This window comes from Pantoea sp. EEL5, from assembly GCF_049892805.1.
Taxonomy (GTDB): Bacteria; Pseudomonadota; Gammaproteobacteria; order Enterobacterales; family Enterobacteriaceae; genus Pantoea; species Pantoea ananatis.
Window position 1 is genome coordinate 375,515 of record NZ_JBNDNJ010000001.1, and the last position, 20,083, is coordinate 395,597.

Below are 20,083 nucleotides of genomic sequence, written 5' to 3' on the forward strand. Positions count from 1 at the left end.
GGGAGGTGCGCGTTGCAAGAAACACGATGTTACATGCTGGGCGAACGCGCGGTGGTGCTGGAGCTGGCTCCGCCGGTTTCCCTCACCAGTCAGCAGCGAATATGGCAGTTGAGCGAGCGCTTACAGTCACATGGCGCGATACGGGACGTGATTCCCGGCATGAACAACCTCACGTTGTTGCTGGAGGAGGCGCCCTCTGACGCGCAGCAGGCCACAGCGCAGCTTCAGCAGTGGTGGCTGGAAAGCGAAGCGCAGGCCACCGGGTCTCGTCTGGTAAAAGTGCCGGTTATCTACGGCGGTGAAGCAGGCCCCGATCTGCTTCAGGTGGCGGATCATGCTGGACTGTCAGCAAAGCAGGTGGTCGAGTTACACAGCAGTAGCGAGTACGACGTCTTTTTTATTGGTTTTCAGCCGGGATTCCCCTATCTGGCCGGGCTTGATCCCCGCCTGCACATGCCGCGCCGCGCGGAACCTCGCGTAGCCGTACCGGCAGGTTCGGTGGGAATAGGCGGGAGCCAGACGGGCGTGTATCCGCTGGCTTCTCCGGGCGGCTGGCAGTTGATTGGTCAAACCCCGGTGGCGCTTTTCACTCCGCAACAGCAGCCACCGACGTTGCTGCAACCCGGCGACAAAGTCCGGTTTGTGCCGCAAAAGGAAGGTATATGTTAACAATTCTTCGGGCGGGGCTGGCCACCAGCATTCAGGATCTGGGCCGCAACCGCTGGCGTCAGTACGGTATCGGCGTCAGTGGCGTTCTGGATCAGCCTGCCATGATCACGGCAAATTTACTGGTCGGTAATCCGCCGGGCAGCGCCGTTCTGGAAATTGTCCTGGGCCAGTTTAAAGCCGAGTTCAGACGCGATGGCTGGTTCGCCCTGACGGGCGCCGGCTGTCAGGCCGAACTGGACGGGAAACCCGTCTGGACCGGCTGGCGGTTGCCGGTTAAAAAAGGCCAGGTGCTGGTGTTAAAGAAACCGGTTCACGGTATGCGCAGTTATCTGGCGATACAGGGAGGATTCGATGTCCCAGAGGTACTGGGCTCATGCAGCACAGATATCAAAGCCGGGTTTGGCGGCTTCCAGGGGCGCACGTTGCAGGATGGCGATCGTATTCCTCTGGGCAAACCGGGGCAGCCCTTTACGCATAAGAAAGGGGTAAAGCAGTTGCTGTGGGGCAATCGCATTAGGGCACTGCCGGGGCCGGAATATCATGAGTTTAGTGAAGAGGCACAGCAAAAGCTGTGGCGAGCGGCATGGACACTCAATCCGCAAAGCAACCGCATGGGCTACCGTTTGCAGGGGCCAACCTTGCAGCGTGAGGCCTCACGCGAGCTGCTATCTCATGGACTGGTACCCGGCGTTATTCAGGTGCCGGGAAACGGACAACCCATTGTATTGCTGGCGGATGCACAAACCACCGGGGGCTATCCGCGCATCGCCTGTGTGATAGAGAGCGATCTCTACCATCTGGCGCAGATCCGTCTGGGGGAACCGATCCATTTTATTCTCTGCACGGCTCAGGAAGCGCAGGCGGCAAAGCGGCAGCAACAGCTCGCCCTGGATCAAATGGCATGGGGACTGGCTAATGAAAATTGATTTAAACGCCGATTTGGGCGAGGGCGGCAGTAGCGATCGTGCGCTATTGCAACTGGTAAGCTCCGCCAATATCGCCTGCGGGTTTCACGCGGGCGATGCAGAAATGATGCTGCAGTCCGTTCGCTGGGCCAAAGCGTACGGTGTGGCGATTGGTGCGCATCCCAGCTTCCCTGACCGGGAGAATTTTGGTCGCAGCGCCATGCAACTGCCGCCAGAAACCCTTTACGCACAAATCATCTATCAGGTCGGCGCATTGAAAAGCCTGGCGGAGAGCGAAGGGCAATCGTTGGTCCATGTAAAGCCGCATGGGATGTTGTATAACCAGGCTGCCGCCGACGCGGGCCTGGCGGACACCATTGCGCGTGCCGTTAAGGCCGTCGATGCCGGACTGATCGTCGTGGGGCTGGCGAACAGCGAATCGATTCGTGCGGCGGCGCACCATGGCCTGAAAACCCGCGAGGAAGTTTTTGCCGATCGCGGTTATCTCAGCAGCGGTGCTCTGGTGCCCCGCGGTCAACCCGGCGCATTAATTGAAGAGGAAGCTCAGGCAATCGATCAGACGTTGATGATGGTGCAGCAGGGGCGGGTAAAAAGCGTAAGTGGTGAGTGGGTAGCGGTTAACGCGCAGACCGTCTGCGTGCATGGTGACGGCGCACACGCGCTGCAGTTCGCTCAACGATTACGGGCCAGCTTCGCAAATAACAATATTGCTGTAACCAGTCAATAAAACAGCACCGCCGGGCTGATAAGCTCAGGCTTTTTTTGGTCTATCACAAGGGGAAAATATGGACAGCGTAGTGAATCTCTGGCCACTACTGGGCATTGCTGCCATCGTCGCAGGCTTCGTTTTACGCTTTAATCCGGTACTGGTGGTAATCGTTGCGGGCTTCGTCACCGGGATTGCCGCCATGATGCCGCTGGGCGATATTCTGCAAAAACTGGGCGAGGGCTTCCTGAATACTCGCAATCTGCCGCTTATTTTGCTGTTGCCGCTGGCGGTCATTGGCCTGCTGGAGCGCCATGGTCTGAAACAGCGTGCCCAGACGTGGATCGCACAGATTAAAACGGCGACGGCAGGGCGACTGCTCATCATCTACCTGTTTGTACGCGAGATCACTGCGGCGCTGGGGCTGACCAGCCTGGGTGGTCACCCGCAAATGGTGCGACCGCTGCTGGCACCGATGGCCGAAGGGGCCAGCGAAAGCCGTTACGGTGAACTGTCGCCTGAGATTCGCCATCGCCTGCGAGCCATGTCCGCTGCGACGGATAACGTCGGCCTGTTCTTTGGCGAAGATATCTTTGTCGCCTTTGGCGCCATCATCTTTATGCACAACTTTATGCAGGAGTCCGCCGGTATTCAGACCGAGCCGCTGCATATCGCGCTGTGGGGCATTCCGACGGCCATTGCGGCTTTTCTGATTCACTCCGCGCGCCTGATAAGGCTGGACAGTCAGCTCGCGCGTGAACTGAGTGCCATCAACAGCCAGGCCATCAACGCCAGAGGAGATCGCTAATGTTCCAGCAACAATATTTGATGTGGCTGGCTGGCGTGATTCTGCTTGTCGTGGCTTTTTTATCCTGGCGTGACAGCGGGAACCCACGTCGCTTTACCACCGGCCTGTTTTGGGGCTTATACGGTCTGATTTTTTTGGTGGGGGACTGGACAACGCAGCTGATGTCACAGCTGATGGGATCAACACAGAGCGGCACGCGCACCCTGCATATTACCGTGGGCGTGGCAGTTGTGCTGATGGGCTTAATTGCCGGCTGTGGTGGCGTAAAGCTTGGTCGCTACCATCAACGTAGCGAAGAGGAAAAACAGGCCAGCGCACAACGCCTTAAAAATAAACTCTTTCTGCCTGCGTTAGCGATTCCTGTCGTAACGGTGATTGGCGTTCTGGCCTTTAATAATATTCCCGGTTTGCAGAGCGGGGTATTTGGACCCGGCAATCATTCCACCCTGGTCACGCTGTTTTCCATGACGGTGGGCTGCCTGCTGGGCTGGCTAATCGCCATGAAACTGACGCATGAGAAGCCGGTTCAGTCGATGCAGGAAACCCGGCGTCTGCTGGATTGTGTGGGCTGGGCTTTCCTGCTACCGCAAATTCTGGCCACGCTGGGGCTGTTGTTCACCGCTGCGGGCGTGGGCGGCGCCATCTCGCATCTGACCGAACATTATCTGGCGGTCGATAACCGCTTTATTGCCGTGACCGTTTACGCTGTTGGCATGGCGCTGTTAACTATGGTCATGGGCAACGCCTTTGCCGCTTTCCCGATTATTACCGCCGGTGTGGGCATTCCCATTCTGGTGCTACAACATGGTGGTAATCCGGCTGTCATGGCGGCAATCGGCATGTTTTCCGGCTACTGCGGAACCTTAATGACACCAATGGCCGCGAACTTTAATATCGTGCCCGCCGCGCTGCTGGAGTTGCCGGATCGTAACGCGGTCATCAAAGCTCAGGTCCCAACCGGTGTGCTACTGTTAATTGTTAACGTGTTTTTACTCTATTTCCTGATGTTTCTGTGAGGCAGCATGAAAACGGTATTGATGACGGCGTTTGAGCCCTTTGGTGGCGAATCCATTAATCCCTCGTGGCAGGCGGTTAGCGCGCTTGAAGGCCAGCAGATTGGCGGGGCACGTATCGTGACGCGCCAACTGCCGGTGGTCTTTAGCGAGGTGCTGGACGTGTTGTATCAGGCGCTGGAAGAGATTAAGCCGGATGCCATTATTGCTGTGGGGCAGGCGGGCGGGCGCAGCGATATCACCGTCGAGCGCATCGGCATTAACGTCGATGACGCCCGCATTCCCGATAACGCGGGCCATCAACCCGTGGATGAGCCGATTGCGCAGGATGGCCCGGCCGCTTACTTTTCACGCCTGCCGATCAAAGCCATTGTGGCCGGCGTGCGCAAAGCCGGTATTCCGGCTTCGGTGTCGCAAACCGCCGGCACCTTTACCTGTAACCGGGTGATGTATGGTCTGCTGCACTGGCTGCATCAACATGACAGCGCGGCGCGTGGCGGATTTATTCATATCCCTTACCTGCCAGAGCAGGCGGTCCACCATCCTGGCGCACCCAGCATGCCCGCCGCAACCGTGATCGAGGCGCTGAAAATTGCGGTGCAGACCACGCTGGAAACCGCCAACGATCTCAAGGAAGCGGGTGGCGCAACCCATTAAGAGGACGAGAGATGCCAGAAGGACCGGAGATTCGCCGTGTGGCGGATCAGCTTGAAATGGCCATTGTCGGGCAGCCTTTGGCCGACGTCTGGTTTGCTTTCCCTGCATTAAAAACTTACGAGCCCACATTAGTGGGGGAAAAGGTAGCGTCGATTGAAACGCGCGGCAAAGCGTTGCTGACACATTTCAGCAATGGTCTGACGCTCTATTCGCATAATCAACTTTACGGCGTCTGGCGCATCGTATCGCCAGACGTGCAGCCCGAGACTAAACGGCAGTTACGTGTGCGCCTGGCAACGGCAGACCAGGCCATCCTGCTTTACAGCGCTTCGGATATTGAATTGCTGAATGCGGAAACCCTGGCCAGTCATCCGTTCCTGAATCGCATTGGGCCTGATGTGTTAAGCCACGCGCTGACGCCGGAGGAGGTAAAGCAGCGCCTGCTCTCAGCGCGCTTCCGCCGTCGCCAGTTCAGCGGTTTATTACTGGACCAGGCGTTTCTGGCCGGATTAGGCAACTATCTGCGCGTGGAGATCCTCTGGCTTGCACAGCTGCTTCCACACCATAACGCGCAGTCACTGAGCGAGTCACAGCTTGACGCCTTCAGCGACGCGCTGCTGTCCGTACCGCGTCATGCCTACCGCATGCGTGGCACGATGAAAAAGTATCACAGCGAAGCTGCCTTTCGTTTTGAAGTCTTTCATCGTCAGGGCAAGACGTGTCGGCGCTGCGGCACGGTGATTGAGAAGGGCGTTTTATCCTCACGGCCATTTTACTGGTGTCCGGGCTGTCAGGTATAAAAAGACAGGCGGGCCTGACGGGCAGGCTCCGTTAATCATTCCGTTTTCTGCTGCAGGGAGATCATCATGACGCCTGAAATCCTGACCGAACGGCTGGTTTTAAAACCGCTCACCCTGCAGGACGCGGATGCGATTCAGGTGGCGTTTCCCCAATGGGAAATTGTCCGTTACCTGATCGATTCGGTGCCCTGGCCCTATCCGGACGGCGCCGCCAGAGACTATATCGCCAATGTGGTATTACCCGCCGTCGCCGCGGAAAAAGGCTGGTACTGGACGATACGGCGCAGGGAAGCGGAGACGATGCTGATCGGGGTCATCTGCCTGATGGACACGCCGGACAACCATCGCGGCTTCTGGTTAGTACCCCACTGGCAGGGGCAGGGTTACATGTCGGAGGCCAGCAATGCCGTTACCGATTACTGGTTCAATGTGCTGAATAAACCGGTATTAAGAACGCCCAAAGCCGCAGCAAACGTGCGGTCGGTCGCTATCTCGGTTAAGAGCGGTATGCGTTGTATCAGAACGGGAAAGCAACGCTATGTTTCAGGCGAACATGACTCCGAGCTCTGGGAGGTGACGCGGGATGAGTGGCGCAAATTCAGAGCGGCTCAGGCTGGCGAAACAGCCGCGAAAAAGTAACATTTTGCCGTGATCTGACAGCATCTTTAGCGACAAGGTTAAACCTGTCCGGCCTCAACGGAACCGGCATCCTTCGGGCAAAAAAAAACGGCTATGCCTTGTCAGCATAGCCGTTTTGTCGTCGATGGCCCGGTGCGATATTCGCCCAGGCGACAGGCTTATTTATCCAGCTGTGACGTAAAGTCGCGCTCGGTATAACCGGTATACAGCTGACGCGGACGGGCAATTTTCATGCCTTCGTCGTGCATCTCTTTCCAGTGGGCGATCCAGCCAACGGTACGTGCCATGGCAAAAATCACGGTAAACATGGAAGACGGAATGCCCATGGCTTTCAGGATAATACCGGAGTAGAAGTCCACGTTTGGATAGAGTTTACGCTCGATGAAGTACGGGTCGTTCAGCGCAATGTGTTCCAGCTCCAGCGCCACTTCCAGCAGGTCATCTTTCATGCCCAGCTCGTTCAGCACTTCATGACAGGTCTCACGCATGACGGTTGCGCGTGGGTCATAGTTTTTGTAAACGCGATGACCAAAGCCCATCAGGCGGAAGGAGTCGTTTTTGTCTTTTGCACGACGTACGAATTCTGGAATGTGTTCAACGGTGCTGATCTCTTCCAGCATGCGCAGACAGGCTTCGTTTGCGCCACCGTGCGCCGGTCCCCACAGGGAGGCGATACCGGCCGCGATACAGGCAAACGGGTTAGCGCCTGATGAACCTGCCGTACGGACGGTTGAGGTTGAGGCGTTCTGCTCGTGATCGGCATGCAGAATCAGAATGCGATCCATGGCGCGTTCAAGCACAGGGTTGACCTTGTATTCTTCACAAGGCGTTGCAAACATCATGTGCAGGAAGTTACCGGCGTAGGAAAGGTCGTTACGTGGATAAACGAACGGCTGGCCGATTGAATACTTGTAACACATCGCTGCCATGGTAGGCATTTTAGACAGCAGGCGGAAAGCGGCGATTTCACGATGGCGCTCAATGTTCACATCCAGCGAGTCGTGATAAAACGCGGCCAGGGCGCCAGTCACGCCGCACATCACAGCCATTGGATGTGAGTCGCGACGAAAGCCGTGGAACAGACGCGTAATCTGCTCATGAATCATGGTGTGGCGGGTAACGGTGACTTTGAACTCTTCAAACTGTTTCTGAGTCGGGGCTTCACCATTCAGCAGGATATAGCACACTTCCAGGTAGTTAGAGTGGGTGGCCAACTGATCGATGGGAAAACCACGGTGAAGCAGGATACCTTCATCGCCATCGATAAAGGTGATTTTTGACTCGCAGGACGCGGTAGACGTGAAACCAGGATCGAAGGTAAACAGGCCGTTAGAACCCAGTTCGCGGACATCGACGACATCCTGGCCCAGCGTGCCTTGCAGCACTTTCAGTTCAATAGGCTTTTCGTCGGGTAGGGTTAGCGTCACTTTTTTATCTGTCATTTTCGTCTCCATAGCGCCTTGGGCAGGTAAGGATCTTTCGACACCTGAAACGCGCGCATGTTGCATTTAGGCAGTACTTCACGATGTCACTCTGCATTATAAGCAGTGAAGGGTACAGAGTGAGAGGCGCGTTCCACAGGAAATGTAAAGCCGTGACATGTGCATATCGCGGTTGTTAAAGATCCGGTCAGGACATAACTTCTTTGTAACCAATAACCTGATGGTTTTAAAAGCTGTTAGTGGCAATGTTACATAACTTGAGCTTAGGAGAAAGTGTATCCCCATAACTTTTGTGCATCATAGGATTTTATCGGGATAGTTTGTAACTGAATTGTTGAACTATTGTCAAATCAGATAATTAAATTTGTATGAATTGTGAAAAACGTGAGAATGATCACTGTTCCACCCAAAATTCTCCAAAGAGTTTGTAGGGGAATTGTAATCAGAATGTGATCGTCCTATACTTCCGGCCAGGTCTCCGGAATACCCTGACACCAGGAGCCACCCAGCGTTTGTAACACGTCATTTAACACTGGATGTTGCTATTTTGGTGACGGATGAAGTCTGAACACGTTTAGGGTTCAGGTCTTATGTCCGGAGGAAGCAAAATAAAAAAGAGCTGTGTGGGCAAAACCGTGAAAAAACAAAGACCTGTCAACTTGGATCTCTCGACGATCCGGTTTCCCGTTACTGCAATATCGTCCATTCTTCACCGCGTCTCCGGCGTCATCACCCTGGTTGCTCTCGGCATCCTGTTATGGCTTCTCGGTCTTTCCCTCTCTTCTCCTGAAGGTTTCCAGCACGCTGCATCTGTCATGAATGGCTTCTTTGCGAAGTTCATCATGTGGGGCATTTTGACTGCGCTGGCCTATCATGCAGTGGGCGGGATACGTCATATGTTAATGGATTTTGGTTATCTGGCCGAAACGCTCGAAGCAGGTAAGCGTTCTGCGCAGGTGACGTTTGGTATTACTGTCGTGCTTTCAATTTTAGCAGGAGTCCTCGTATGGTAAGCAATGCATCCGCGTTGGGTCGCAATGGCATTCAGGACTGGCTGCTGCTGCGCGCGACGGCAATCCTCATCACGCTTTACATCATCTATCTCCTCGGTTTCGTGGTGATGACAGACACGCTGACGTATGACATCTGGCGTGGCTTCTTCGCTTCTGCATTTACAAAAGTGTTCACGCTCCTGACGCTGTTTTCCATTCTGATCCACGGCTGGATCGGTATGTGGCAGGTCTTAACGGACTACGTTAAACCGCTGGCAACGCGTCTGCTGTTGCAGTTGGTCATCGTAGTGGCGCTGTTGTCATATGCGATTTATGGATTTGTTGTGGTGTGGGGTGTGTAAATGAGTTTACCAGTAAGAGAATTTGATGCCGTGGTGATCGGCGCAGGCGGCGCGGGTATGCGCGCGGCGTTGCAAATCTCCCAGTCGGGCCAGACCTGTGCCCTGTTGTCCAAAGTCTTCCCGACCCGTTCCCATACTGTCTCCGCGCAGGGCGGAATCACCGTTGCGCTGGGTAACACCCATGACGATAACTGGGAATGGCATATGTATGACACCGTCAAAGGTTCCGACTACATCGGTGACCAGGACGCGATTGAATACATGTGTCACGTCGGTCCGGAAGCGATTCTGGAACTGGAGCACATGGGCTTGCCCTTCTCCCGTCTTGATGACGGCCGCGTTTATCAGCGTCCGTTTGGTGGTCAGTCGAAAAACTTCGGCGGTGAGCAGGCGGCGCGTACTGCCGCAGCGGCCGACCGTACCGGCCACGCACTGCTGCATACGCTGTATCAGCAGAACCTGAAAAATAAAACCACTATCTTCTCCGAATGGTATGCACTGGATCTGGTCAAAAATGACGACGGTGCCATCGTAGGCTGTACGGCAATCTGCATGGAAACCGGCGAAACGGTTTACTTCAAAGCCAAGGCCACCATTCTGGCGACGGGCGGTGCAGGACGTATTTATCAGTCCACGACGAACGCCCACATCAATACCGGCGACGGTGTTGGCATGGCGCTGCGCGCAGGCGTGCCTGTGCAGGATATGGAAATGTGGCAGTTCCACCCAACCGGTATCGCCGGTGCTGGTGTACTGGTCACCGAAGGCTGTCGTGGTGAAGGCGGTTATCTGCTGAACAAACACGGTGAGCGTTTCATGGAGCGCTATGCGCCTAACGCCAAAGACCTTGCCGGTCGTGACGTTGTGGCCCGTTCGATGATGGTGGAGATCCGTGAAGGGCGTGGTTGCGACGGTCCATGGGGCCCGCACATCAAGCTGAAACTCGATCACCTGGGTGCGGAAGTGCTGGAATCGCGCCTGCCGGGCATCCTTGAGCTGTCCCGTACCTTTGCTCACGTTGACCCGATTAAAGAGCCGATTCCGGTTATCCCAACCTGTCACTACATGATGGGCGGCGTGCCAACCAAAGTCACCGGTCAGGCGCTGCGTGTGAATGAGCAGGGCGAAGACGAAGTGATTCCAGGCCTGTTCGCCGTGGGTGAAATCGCCTGCGTATCGGTACACGGGGCGAACCGTCTGGGTGGCAACTCGCTGCTGGACCTGGTGGTCTTCGGTCGTGCTGCTGGCGTGCATCTGCTTGAATGTCTGGAAGAGCAGGGTGAACTGCGTGAAGCCAGCCAGGAAAACATTGATGCCGCGATGGCGCGTTTCAACCGCTGGGAAAATAACACCACGGGTGAAGATCCGGTTGAAATCCGCAAGGCGTTGCAACGCTGCATGCAGAACAACTTCTCGGTATTCCGTGAAGGCGATGCGATGCGTGAAGGGCTTGCTGAACTGAAAGAGATCCGTGAGCGTCTGAAGTCCGCGCGCCTGGATGACCGCTCACCTGACTTCAATACACAGCGTATTGAGTGCCTTGAGCTGGATAACCTGATGGAAACCGCTTATGCCACCGCAGTGGCGGCCAACTACCGCACTGAGAGCCGTGGCGCACACAGCCGCTTCGACTATCCGGAACGTGATGATGCCAACTGGCTGTGCCATAGCCTCTATGTTCCGCAAACGGAAAGCATGACGCGCCGTGAGGTGAACATGCAACCGAAACTGCGTGCGGCCTTCCCGCCGAAAGCGCGTACCTACTAATTGCGGAGATCATCATGAGACTTGAATTTTCGATCTATCGTTACAACCCGGACGTCGATGACAAACCGCGCATGCAGGACTATACCCTGGAAGCGGAAGACGGCCGTGACATGATGCTGCTGGATGCGCTGATCCGTCTGAAAGAGAAGGATCCTACCCTGGCGTTTCGTCGCTCATGCCGTGAAGGCGTGTGCGGCTCAGACGGCCTGAACATGAACGGGAAAAACGGCCTGGCCTGCATCACGCCGGTCTCGGCGTTAGGCAACGGCAAGCAGAAAATCGTTATCCGTCCTCTACCGGGCCTGCCGGTCGTGCGTGACCTGGTGGTGGACATGGGCCAGTTTTATGCCCAGTATGAGAAAATTAAGCCTTTCTTATTGAATAACGGTGAAAACCCGCCAGCGCGTGAGCATCTGCAGTCGCCGGGCGAGCGTGAGCATCTGGACGGATTGTATGAGTGTATTCTCTGCGCCTGTTGCTCAACCTCTTGCCCGTCGTTCTGGTGGAACCCGGACAAGTTTATTGGTCCTGCAGGCCTGCTGGCCGCTTACCGCTTCCTGATTGACAGCCGTGATACGGAAACGGATGCGCGTCTGGATAATCTGAGCGATGCATTCAGCGTTTTCCGCTGTCACAGCATCATGAACTGTGTAAGTGTTTGTCCTAAAGGGCTAAACCCGACGCGCGCTATCGGCCACATTAAGTCGATGCTGCTGCAACGCAGCGCGTAGTTATACCACCGGGAACCTCAGGTTCCCGGTATTTTACGGAAGCCTCTGTAAACGCGGTCCCGACCACGTTTACAAAGGTTCCCTTACGGGCCGGGCGCGCGCTGCGCACAGTGCTCGTATCGCTGAACTCACTACGGCAAACCGCGAAAGCGGCAACAAATGAAACCTCAAAAAAGCATAACATTGCTTAAGGGATCACAATGCAGAACAGCGCGATGAAGCCCTGGCTGGACTCCTCCTGGCTGGCCGGCGCGAATCAGTCTTACATAGAGCAACTCTATGAGGATTTCCTGACCGATCCTGACTCTGTGGATGCAGTGTGGCGCTCGATGTTCCAACAGTTACCAGGCACGGGAGTGAAACCTGAGCAGTTCCACTCCGCAACTCGCGAATATTTCCGTCGCCTGGCGAAAGACGCATCTCGTTACACCTCCTCAGTTACCGATCCGGCAACCAACTCCAAACAAGTGAAAGTGCTGCAGCTGATTAACGCGTTTCGTTTCCGCGGACATCAGGAAGCAAATCTCGATCCGCTTGGCCTGTGGAAACAGGACCGCGTTGCCGATCTCGATCCTGCCTTTCACGATCTGACCGACGCCGATTTTCAGGAAAGCTTTAACGTAGGTTCTTTTGCCATTGGCAAAGAAACCATGAAGCTGGCCGATCTGTTCGACGCGCTGAAGCAGACCTACTGTGGCTCGATTGGTGCAGAGTATATGCACATCAATAACACCGAAGAGAAACGCTGGATCCAGCAGCGTATCGAATCCGGTGCGAGCCAGACGTCATTCAGTGGCGAAGAGAAAAAAGGTTTCCTGAAAGAGCTGACCGCGGCAGAAGGGCTGGAAAAATATCTGGGCGCGAAATTCCCGGGTGCAAAACGTTTCTCGCTGGAAGGCGGTGATGCGCTGGTGCCGATGCTGCGCGAGATGATTCGTCATGCGGGCAAAAGCGGCACACGTGAAGTGGTACTGGGGATGGCGCACCGTGGCCGTCTTAACGTACTGATTAACGTACTGGGTAAAAAGCCACAGGATCTGTTCGACGAATTCTCCGGTAAACACAAAGAGCATCTGGGCACCGGTGATGTGAAGTATCACATGGGCTTCTCTTCGGATATTGAAACCGAAGGTGGTCTGGTGCATCTGGCGCTGGCGTTTAACCCGTCTCACCTGGAAATTGTCAGCCCGGTGGTCATGGGATCGGTACGTGCACGTCTCGATCGTCTGGCCGAACCGGTCAGCAATAAAGTGCTGCCTATCACCATCCACGGTGATGCGGCGGTGATTGGTCAGGGCGTGGTTCAGGAAACCCTGAACATGTCTCAGGCGCGCGGCTACGAAGTGGGCGGCACGGTACGTATCGTCATTAACAACCAGGTTGGTTTTACCACCTCCAACCCGAAAGATGCGCGTTCAACCCCGTACTGTACTGACATCGGCAAGATGGTGCTGGCACCGATTTTCCACGTCAATGCTGACGATCCGGAAGCGGTGGCCTTTGTTACCCGCCTGGCGCTGGACTATCGCAACACCTTCAAACGCGATGTGTTTATCGATCTGGTGTGCTATCGCCGTCATGGTCACAACGAGGCGGATGAGCCAAGTGCTACCCAGCCGTTGATGTACCAGAAAATCAAAAAGCATCCGACGCCGCGTAAAATTTACGCCGATCGTCTGGAAGGCGAAGGTGTCGCGTCGCAGGAAGATGCCACCGAGATGGTGAACCTGTACCGCGATGCGCTCGATGCGGGCGAATGCGTGGTGCCGGAATGGCGTCCGATGAGCCTGCACTCCTTCACGTGGTCGCCTTATCTGAACCACGAATGGGACGAGCCTTATCCGGCACAGGTTGACATGAAACGCCTGAAGGAACTGGCATTGCGTATCAGCCAGGTCCCTGAGCAGATTGAAGTGCAATCGCGCGTGGCCAAGATCTATAACGATCGCAAGCTGATGGCCGAAGGCGAGAAAGCGTTCGACTGGGGCGGTGCCGAGAATCTGGCGTACGCCACGCTGGTGGATGAAGGTATTCCGGTTCGCCTCTCGGGTGAAGACTCCGGTCGTGGAACCTTCTTCCATCGCCATGCGGTCGTGCACAACCAGGCTAACGGTTCAACCTATACGCCGCTGCACCATATTCATAACAGCCAGGGCGAGTTCAAAGTCTGGGATTCTGTGCTGTCTGAAGAAGCCGTGCTGGCGTTTGAATACGGTTACGCCACGGCTGAGCCGCGCGTGCTGACCATCTGGGAAGCGCAGTTTGGTGACTTTGCCAACGGTGCTCAGGTGGTGATTGACCAGTTCATCAGCTCTGGCGAACAGAAGTGGGGCCGTATGTGTGGCCTGGTGATGTTGCTGCCGCATGGCTACGAAGGTCAGGGCCCGGAACACTCCTCTGCCCGTCTGGAACGCTATCTGCAACTTTGCGCCGAGCAGAACATGCAGGTTTGCGTCCCGTCGACGCCGGCTCAGGTGTATCACATGCTGCGCCGTCAGGCGCTGCGCGGGATGCGCCGTCCGCTGGTGGTGATGTCGCCGAAGTCGCTGTTGCGCCATCCGCTGGCGATCTCGTCGCTGGATGAACTGGCAAACGGCAGTTTCCAGCCGGCCATTGGTGAGATCGACGATCTGGATCCGCAGGGCGTGAAACGCGTCGTGCTGTGCTCCGGTAAGGTTTACTACGATCTGCTGGAACAGCGTCGTAAAGACGAGAAAACCGATGTTGCCATCGTGCGCATCGAACAGCTTTACCCGTTCCCGCATCAGGCGGTACAGGAAGCATTGAAAGCCTATTCTCACGTACAGGACTTTGTCTGGTGCCAGGAAGAGCCTCTGAACCAGGGCGCCTGGTACTGTAGCCAGCATCATTTCCGTGATGTCGTGCCGTTTGGCGCCACCTTGCGTTATGCAGGTCGCCCGGCATCGGCTTCTCCGGCCGTGGGTTATATGTCCGTACACCAACAACAGCAGCAAGACCTGGTTAATGACGCACTGAACGTCAATTAATTAAAAGGAAAGATAATGAGTAGCGTAGATATTCTCGTTCCCGACCTGCCTGAATCGGTTGCAGATGCCACAGTAGCAACCTGGCACAAGAAACCAGGCGATGCAGTCAGCCGCGATGAAGTCATCGTCGAAATTGAAACTGACAAAGTCGTGCTGGAAGTGCCGGCATCTGCCGATGGCGTGCTGGAAGCCGTGCTGGAAGACGAAGGGGCAACCGTTACGTCCCGCCAGATCCTGGGTCGCCTGAAAGAAGGCAACAGTGCGGGTAAAGAAAGCAGTGCCAAAGCGGAAAGCAATGACACCACGCCAGCCCAGCGTCAGACAGCGTCGCTTGAAGAAGAGAGCAGCGATGCGCTCAGCCCGGCGATCCGTCGCCTGATTGCGGAGCATAATCTTGACGCTGCGCAGATCAAAGGCACCGGCGTGGGCGGACGTTTAACACGTGAAGACGTTGAAAAACATCTGGCGAACAAACCGCAGGCTGAGAAAGCCGCCGCGCCAGCGGCGGGTGCAGCAACGGCTCAGCAGCCTGTTGCCAACCGCAGCGAAAAACGTGTTCCGATGACGCGTTTACGTAAGCGCGTCGCGGAGCGTCTGCTGGAAGCCAAGAACAGCACCGCCATGTTGACGACCTTCAACGAAATCAACATGAAGCCGATTATGGATCTGCGTAAGCAGTACGGCGATGCGTTCGAGAAACGTCATGGTGTGCGTCTGGGCTTTATGTCTTTCTACATCAAGGCCGTGGTCGAAGCGCTGAAGCGTTATCCAGAAGTCAACGCCTCTATCGATGGCGAAGACGTGGTGTACCACAACTATTTCGATGTGAGTATTGCCGTCTCTACGCCACGCGGACTGGTGACGCCTGTCCTGCGTGACGTTGATGCGCTGAGCATGGCTGACATCGAGAAGAAAATTAAAGAACTGGCAGTGAAAGGCCGTGACGGCAAGCTGACGGTTGACGATCTGACGGGCGGTAACTTTACCATCACCAACGGTGGTGTGTTCGGTTCGCTGATGTCTACGCCAATCATCAACCCGCCACAGAGCGCGATTCTGGGCATGCACGCCATTAAAGATCGTCCTATGGCGGTCAATGGTCAGGTTGTGATCCTGCCAATGATGTACCTGGCTCTCTCCTACGATCACCGTTTAATCGATGGTCGTGAATCTGTCGGCTATCTGGTCGCGGTGAAAGAGATGCTGGAAGATCCGGCGCGTCTGCTGCTGGATGTCTGATTCATCACTGGGCACGCGTTGCGTGCCCAATCTCAATACTCTTTTCAGATCTGAATGGATAGAACATCATGAACTTACACGAATACCAGGCTAAACAGCTGTTTGCACGGTATGGCATGCCAGCACCGACCGGCTACGCCTGTACTACACCACGTGAAGCAGAAGAAGCGGCATCGAAAATCGGTGCAGGCCCGTGGGTAGTTAAATGTCAGGTTCATGCCGGTGGCCGCGGTAAAGCGGGCGGTGTGAAAGTGGTTAACAGCAAAGAAGACATCCGTGCTTTCGCTGAAAACTGGCTGGGCAAACGTCTGGTGACCTACCAAACTGACGCCAATGGTCAGCCGGTAAACCAGATTCTGGTTGAAGCGGCAACCGATATCGATCAGGAGCTGTACCTGGGTGCCGTGGTTGACCGTGCAACCCGTCGCGTCATCTTTATGGCATCGACCGAAGGCGGCGTGGAAATCGAGAAAGTGGCAGAAGAAACGCCACACCTGATCCACAAAATGGCGCTTGATCCACTAGCCGGTCCACAGCCTTATCAGGGCCGTGAGTTAGCCTTTAAACTGGGCCTGACCGGTAAGCAAGTCAGCCAGTTCACCAAAATTTTCATGGGTCTGGCCACCATGTTCCTGGAGCGCGATCTGGCGATGGTTGAGATCAACCCGCTGGTGATCACCAAGCAGGGCGACCTGATCTGTCTGGATGGCAAACTGGGTGCCGATGGCAATGCCCTGTTCCGTCAGCCAGAGCTGCGTGAAATGCGCGATCCAAGCCAGGAAGATCCTCGTGAAGCGCACGCGACACAGTGGGAACTGAACTATGTTGCGCTGGAAGGCAACATCGGTTGTATGGTTAACGGCGCAGGCCTCGCGATGGGTACGATGGACATCGTTAAGCACCACGGTGGCCAGCCAGCGAACTTCCTGGATGTCGGCGGCGGCGCGACCAAAGAGCGCGTAACCGAAGCCTTTAAAATCATCCTGTCTGACGACGCGGTGAAAGCGGTATTCGTTAACATCTTCGGCGGCATCGTGCGTTGCGACCTGATCGCAGACGGCATCATCGGTGCAGTAGCAGAAGTCGGTGTTAACGTACCGGTCGTGGTACGTCTGGAAGGTAACAACGCTGAACTGGGCGCTAAGAAACTGGCGGACAGTGGTCTGAACATCATTGCAGCAACCAGTCTGACAGACGCGGCACAGCGTGTTGTTGCTGCTGCGGAGGGTAAATAATGTCCATTTTGATCGACAAAAACACCAAAGTCATTTGCCAGGGATTCACCGGCGGACAGGGAACTTTCCACTCTGAGCAGGCGCTGGCATACGGCACGCAGCTGGTTGGCGGCGTAACACCGGGCAAAGGCGGCACGACCCATCTGGGCCTGCCGGTGTTCAACACCGTGCGTGAAGCCGTTGAAGCCACAGGCGCGACCGCAACCGTCATCTATGTGCCAGCTCCGTTCTGCAAAGACGGTATCCTGGAAGCTATCGATGCCGGTATCAAGCTGATCATCACCATCACCGAAGGCATCCCAACGCTGGATATGCTGACCGTGAAGATGAAGCTGGATGAAGCAGGCGTGCGCATGATCGGGCCAAACTGCCCGGGTGTGATCACCCCTGGCGAATGTAAGATCGGCATCATGCCGGGCCACATTCACCAGCCTGGCCGTGTCGGTATCGTCTCGCGTTCCGGTACCCTGACCTATGAAGCCGTTAAGCAAACCACCGATATCGGTTACGGTCAGTCTACCTGTGTCGGCATCGGCGGCGACCCGATCCCGGGTTCAAACTTCATCGACATCCTGAAAATGTTCCAGGACGATCCGCAGACTGAAGCGATCGTCATGATCGGTGAAATCGGTGGTAGTGCGGAAGAAGAAGCTGCTGCGTTCATCAAAGAGCACGTGACCAAGCCGGTTGTCGGCTACATTGCGGGCGTAACGGCACCGAAGGGCAAACGTATGGGCCACGCTGGCGCCATCATTGCCGGTGGTAAAGGAACGGCAGACGAGAAGTTTGCTGCGCTGGAAGCCGCAGGTGTGAAAACCGTACGCAGCCTGGCTGACATCGGCGATGCCGTGAAAGCGGTTCTGCCAGCCAAATAAGCGGTCTGAGCGGAATGCATTAAGCCACCTTCGGGTGGCTTTTTTTATCGCTTAAACCTGAGCACGCCCTTTTGCCGCATAACTGATTGGCGTCGTGCCTTAAATAACATAAAATAATCTTAAGTATTTCCGTGGTGTTTGCTATGCTTTATCTGACCTGGCTTTTGGGGCGCAAAAAGAATGGGCGTTATTAAACACGCTATAAAGTTAAATATTTATATAAAATTAAATTGCCCGGTGACACATTTTTAACAAAGCTTCCGTTTAAACATATTCCCCACATTATTTCCTTATTCCAAATCAATTTCCTGCCATATATAACAAACTTTACTGCTAGCAAAGGGCGCGGTTAAGCGCTTAAATTGCGCTGCATCAATCCAGCCTTTTAAAAAAATAATCAAACGTTTGTTCAAATACGGGAAAGCATCAATTTTTAAATTATGCCCTGTTAAACGTCTGAACCACGCGGCTGCATTGGTGTTTCACAGGTTACCGCTAACGGTTACGCCCTCATCCCAGGCCGCACACAGAACTGTCCTGTCGATGACAAAACTGGAATCAATAATCAGTCGTTCCTGACTCTTATTCAGTCTGTACGGATACAGAGTTAAGGTGAGGAGCAAGGAGTCATTATGCTAGATATTGTCGAGCTGTCGCGTTTACAGTTTGCCTTAACAGCCATGTACCATTTTCTTTTCGTACCTTTAACGCTTGGTATGGCGTTTTTGCTGGCGATAATGGAAACGGTCTATGTGCTGAGCGGCAAACAAGTTTATAAGGATATGACAAAATTCTGGGGCAAGTTATTTGGTATTAACTTTGCGCTGGGCGTGGCGACCGGACTGACCATGGAGTTTCAGTTCGGCACCAACTGGTCTTACTATTCTCATTATGTCGGCGATATTTTTGGCGCGCCGTTAGCTATTGAAGGATTAATGGCTTTCTTTCTTGAGTCCACCTTTGTTGGCCTGTTCTTTTTCGGCTGGGATCGGCTGGGCAAAGTTCAGCACCTGGCCGTGACCTGGCTGGTGGCGCTGGGATCCAATATGTCGGCGCTGTGGATTCTGGTGGCAAACGGCTGGATGCAAAACCCAATTGCCTCTGAGTTTAACTTTGAAACCATGCGCATGGAGATGCTGAGCTTCTCTGAGCTGGTCTTAAATCCGGTCGCCCAGGTGAAATTTGTTCACACCGTCGCGGCAGGATACACCACGGGTGCCATGTTTATTTTGGGTATCAGCGCCTGGTATTTACTGAAAGGCCGCGACATGGCGTTTGCCAAACGCTCTTTTGCTATCGCGGCAAGTTTCGGTATGGCAGCCGTATTGTCAGTCATCGTGTTGGGTGACGAGTCCGGTTACGAAATGGGCGATGTGCAGAAAACCAAGCTGGCGGCCATTGAAGCCGAATGGGAAACCCAGCCCGCACCGGCTGCGTTTACGCTGTTCGGTTTGCCCGATCAGGCATCACAAGAGAACCACTACGCCATTCAAATTCCTTATCTGCTGGGACTCATCGCCACCCGTTCTACGGATACGCCTGTAACGGGCCTGAAAGAGCTTATGACCCAACATGAAGTTCGCATTCGTAACGGGATGAAAGCCTATGCACTGTTAAATGAACTGCGCAGCGGGAATACCGATCCGGCCGTGCGCGATGCCTTTAATCACAGCAAAAAAGATCTGGGTTATGGTCTGTTGTTGAAGCGCTATACGCCAAACGTCTCAGATGCCAGCGAGGCGCAAATCAAGCAGGCAACACAGGATTCCATACCACGCGTAGCGCCGCTGTATTTTGCTTTCCGCATCATGGTGCTCTGCGGCGTGCTGTTACTCGGCGTTATCACGCTGTCGTTCTGGAGCGTCATTCGTAATCGTATCGGCAAACATCGCTGGTTACTCAAGGCCGCGCTGTATGGCATTCCGCTGCCGTGGATTGCGGTTGAAGCAGGCTGGTTTGTGGCGGAGTACGGCCGTCAACCCTGGGCGATAGGCGAAGTGCTGCCTACGGCCGTGGCGAACTCGTCGCTCACCGTCGGGGATATCCTGTTCTCCATGGGGCTGATCTGCGGTCTGTATACCCTGTTCCTGGTCGCCGAGATGTACCTGATGTTTAAATTTGCCCGGTTGGGTCCAAGTAGCCTGAAAACGGGTCGTTATCACCATGAGCAGATGGCGAAAACCGTTCAGCCGGCACGTGGATAAGGAGAACCGC

Annotated in this window: 18 protein-coding genes; 17 read left to right on the plus strand and 1 reads right to left on the minus strand. The window is 55.0% G+C overall.

Going from position 1 to position 20,083, the window contains the following annotated elements; genetic code table 11:
• The first annotated feature begins 12 nt into the window (after nt 1–12).
• From pxpB to ACPXSQ_RS01815, 8 genes are all read left to right on the plus strand, one after another.
• Complete coding sequence (gene pxpB, locus ACPXSQ_RS01780) at nt 13–669, plus strand: 5-oxoprolinase subunit PxpB (RefSeq protein ID WP_013025050.1); 657 nt, start codon at nt 13–15, stop codon at nt 667–669.
• Nucleotides 663–1,595, plus strand: coding sequence for a 5-oxoprolinase subunit PxpC (pxpC, locus tag ACPXSQ_RS01785; RefSeq protein WP_013025051.1), 933 nt, complete (start codon nt 663–665; stop codon nt 1,593–1,595). The genes pxpB and pxpC overlap by 7 nt, the downstream gene beginning before the upstream one ends.
• Complete coding sequence (pxpA, locus tag ACPXSQ_RS01790) at nt 1,585–2,322, plus strand: 5-oxoprolinase subunit PxpA (RefSeq protein ID WP_013025052.1); 738 nt, start codon at nt 1,585–1,587, stop codon at nt 2,320–2,322. Before pxpC ends, pxpA begins: the two co-directional genes overlap by 11 nt.
• 58 nt (nt 2,323–2,380) lie before the next feature.
• Complete coding sequence (locus ACPXSQ_RS01795; RefSeq protein ID WP_426142600.1) at nt 2,381–3,109, plus strand: DUF969 domain-containing protein; 729 nt, start codon at nt 2,381–2,383, stop codon at nt 3,107–3,109.
• Nucleotides 3,109–4,125: a DUF979 domain-containing protein gene (locus ACPXSQ_RS01800; RefSeq protein ID WP_019104978.1), complete on the plus strand. Its 1,017-nt coding sequence runs from the start codon at nt 3,109–3,111 to the stop codon at nt 4,123–4,125. Before ACPXSQ_RS01795 ends, ACPXSQ_RS01800 begins: the two co-directional genes overlap by 1 nt.
• 6 nt (nt 4,126–4,131) lie before the next feature.
• Nucleotides 4,132–4,779 carry a pyroglutamyl-peptidase I gene (gene pcp / locus ACPXSQ_RS01805; RefSeq protein ID WP_013025055.1) on the plus strand — a complete coding sequence of 216 codons (648 nt, stop codon included), beginning with the start codon at nt 4,132–4,134 and terminating at the stop codon, nt 4,777–4,779.
• A gap of 11 nt (nt 4,780–4,790) precedes the next feature.
• Entirely contained in the window at nt 4,791–5,579 is a 789-nt protein-coding gene (nei, locus tag ACPXSQ_RS01810; RefSeq protein WP_019104977.1) for an endonuclease VIII, read from the plus strand.
• 66 nt (nt 5,580–5,645) lie between these two features.
• Entirely contained in the window at nt 5,646–6,218 is a 573-nt protein-coding gene (locus tag ACPXSQ_RS01815; RefSeq protein ID WP_210523599.1) for a GNAT family N-acetyltransferase, read from the plus strand.
• A gap of 158 nt (nt 6,219–6,376) precedes the next feature.
• Here ACPXSQ_RS01815 and ACPXSQ_RS01820 read toward each other — a convergent pair whose 3' ends face one another.
• On the minus strand, nt 6,377–7,660 hold the full coding sequence (locus ACPXSQ_RS01820) for a citrate synthase (RefSeq protein ID WP_014606294.1): 1,284 nt from the start codon (nt 7,658–7,660) through the stop codon (nt 6,377–6,379).
• Nucleotides 7,661–8,250: 590 nt separating this feature from the next.
• On the opposite strand from ACPXSQ_RS01820, the gene sdhC reads away from it, so the two are divergent.
• The 9 genes from sdhC to cydA all read left to right on the plus strand — a co-directional run bounded on the left by sdhC (nt 8,251) and on the right by cydA (nt 20,073).
• On the plus strand, nt 8,251–8,673 hold the full coding sequence (sdhC, locus tag ACPXSQ_RS01825) for a succinate dehydrogenase cytochrome b556 subunit (protein ID WP_013025059.1): 423 nt from the start codon (nt 8,251–8,253) through the stop codon (nt 8,671–8,673).
• Nucleotides 8,667–9,014, plus strand: coding sequence for a succinate dehydrogenase membrane anchor subunit (sdhD, locus tag ACPXSQ_RS01830; RefSeq protein WP_013025060.1), 348 nt, complete (start codon nt 8,667–8,669; stop codon nt 9,012–9,014). The genes sdhC and sdhD overlap by 7 nt, the downstream gene beginning before the upstream one ends.
• A complete protein-coding gene (gene sdhA / locus ACPXSQ_RS01835; RefSeq protein WP_013025061.1) occupies nt 9,015–10,781 on the plus strand; it encodes a succinate dehydrogenase flavoprotein subunit in 1,767 nt (588 codons plus the stop codon).
• A 14-nt stretch (nt 10,782–10,795) separates the two neighbouring features.
• Nucleotides 10,796–11,512: a succinate dehydrogenase iron-sulfur subunit gene (locus ACPXSQ_RS01840; protein ID WP_013025062.1), complete on the plus strand. Its 717-nt coding sequence runs from the start codon at nt 10,796–10,798 to the stop codon at nt 11,510–11,512.
• A gap of 200 nt (nt 11,513–11,712) precedes the next feature.
• Nucleotides 11,713–14,520 (plus strand): 2-oxoglutarate dehydrogenase E1 component, encoded by a 2,808-nt coding sequence (gene sucA, locus ACPXSQ_RS01845; RefSeq protein WP_013025063.1) that lies wholly within the window; start codon nt 11,713–11,715, stop codon nt 14,518–14,520.
• Nucleotides 14,521–14,535: 15 nt separating this feature from the next.
• Nucleotides 14,536–15,759 carry a 2-oxoglutarate dehydrogenase complex dihydrolipoyllysine-residue succinyltransferase gene (gene odhB, locus ACPXSQ_RS01850; RefSeq protein ID WP_013025064.1) on the plus strand — a complete coding sequence of 408 codons (1,224 nt, stop codon included), beginning with the start codon at nt 14,536–14,538 and terminating at the stop codon, nt 15,757–15,759.
• Between the two features lie 68 nt (nt 15,760–15,827).
• Nucleotides 15,828–16,994, plus strand: coding sequence for an ADP-forming succinate--CoA ligase subunit beta (gene sucC / locus ACPXSQ_RS01855; RefSeq protein WP_013025065.1), 1,167 nt, complete (start codon nt 15,828–15,830; stop codon nt 16,992–16,994).
• Nucleotides 16,994–17,869, plus strand: coding sequence for a succinate--CoA ligase subunit alpha (sucD, locus tag ACPXSQ_RS01860; protein ID WP_013025067.1), 876 nt, complete (start codon nt 16,994–16,996; stop codon nt 17,867–17,869). Before sucC ends, sucD begins: the two co-directional genes overlap by 1 nt.
• A gap of 632 nt (nt 17,870–18,501) precedes the next feature.
• Nucleotides 18,502–20,073: a cytochrome ubiquinol oxidase subunit I gene (gene cydA, locus ACPXSQ_RS01865; protein WP_015700738.1), complete on the plus strand. Its 1,572-nt coding sequence runs from the start codon at nt 18,502–18,504 to the stop codon at nt 20,071–20,073.
• Nucleotides 20,074–20,083 lie beyond the last annotated feature (10 nt).

What these genes read in the sequence shown, in the direction of transcription:
- ACPXSQ_RS01800 (WP_019104978.1), top strand. Translation starts at nt 3,109, where the DNA reads ATGTTCCAGCAACAATATTTGATGTGGCTGGCTGGCGTGATTCTGCTT.
- pcp (WP_013025055.1), top strand. Translation starts at nt 4,132, where the DNA reads ATGAAAACGGTATTGATGACGGCGTTTGAGCCCTTTGGTGGCGAATCC.
- pxpC (WP_013025051.1), top strand. Translation starts at nt 663, where the DNA reads ATGTTAACAATTCTTCGGGCGGGGCTGGCCACCAGCATTCAGGATCTG.
- sdhC (WP_013025059.1), top strand. Translation starts at nt 8,251, where the DNA reads ATGTCCGGAGGAAGCAAAATAAAAAAGAGCTGTGTGGGCAAAACCGTG.
- sucA (WP_013025063.1), top strand. Translation starts at nt 11,713, where the DNA reads ATGCAGAACAGCGCGATGAAGCCCTGGCTGGACTCCTCCTGGCTGGCC.
- pxpA (WP_013025052.1), top strand. Translation starts at nt 1,585, where the DNA reads ATGAAAATTGATTTAAACGCCGATTTGGGCGAGGGCGGCAGTAGCGAT.
- nei (WP_019104977.1), top strand. Translation starts at nt 4,791, where the DNA reads ATGCCAGAAGGACCGGAGATTCGCCGTGTGGCGGATCAGCTTGAAATG.
- ACPXSQ_RS01820 (WP_014606294.1), bottom strand. Translation starts at nt 7,660, where the DNA reads ATGACAGATAAAAAAGTGACGCTAACCCTACCCGACGAAAAGCCTATT.
- sucD (WP_013025067.1), top strand. Translation starts at nt 16,994, where the DNA reads ATGTCCATTTTGATCGACAAAAACACCAAAGTCATTTGCCAGGGATTC.
- ACPXSQ_RS01815 (WP_210523599.1), top strand. Translation starts at nt 5,646, where the DNA reads ATGACGCCTGAAATCCTGACCGAACGGCTGGTTTTAAAACCGCTCACC.
- sdhA (WP_013025061.1), top strand. Translation starts at nt 9,015, where the DNA reads ATGAGTTTACCAGTAAGAGAATTTGATGCCGTGGTGATCGGCGCAGGC.
- ACPXSQ_RS01840 (WP_013025062.1), top strand. Translation starts at nt 10,796, where the DNA reads ATGAGACTTGAATTTTCGATCTATCGTTACAACCCGGACGTCGATGAC.
- cydA (WP_015700738.1), top strand. Translation starts at nt 18,502, where the DNA reads ATGCTAGATATTGTCGAGCTGTCGCGTTTACAGTTTGCCTTAACAGCC.
- sucC (WP_013025065.1), top strand. Translation starts at nt 15,828, where the DNA reads ATGAACTTACACGAATACCAGGCTAAACAGCTGTTTGCACGGTATGGC.
- sdhD (WP_013025060.1), top strand. Translation starts at nt 8,667, where the DNA reads ATGGTAAGCAATGCATCCGCGTTGGGTCGCAATGGCATTCAGGACTGG.
- odhB (WP_013025064.1), top strand. Translation starts at nt 14,536, where the DNA reads ATGAGTAGCGTAGATATTCTCGTTCCCGACCTGCCTGAATCGGTTGCA.
- ACPXSQ_RS01795 (WP_426142600.1), top strand. Translation starts at nt 2,381, where the DNA reads ATGGACAGCGTAGTGAATCTCTGGCCACTACTGGGCATTGCTGCCATC.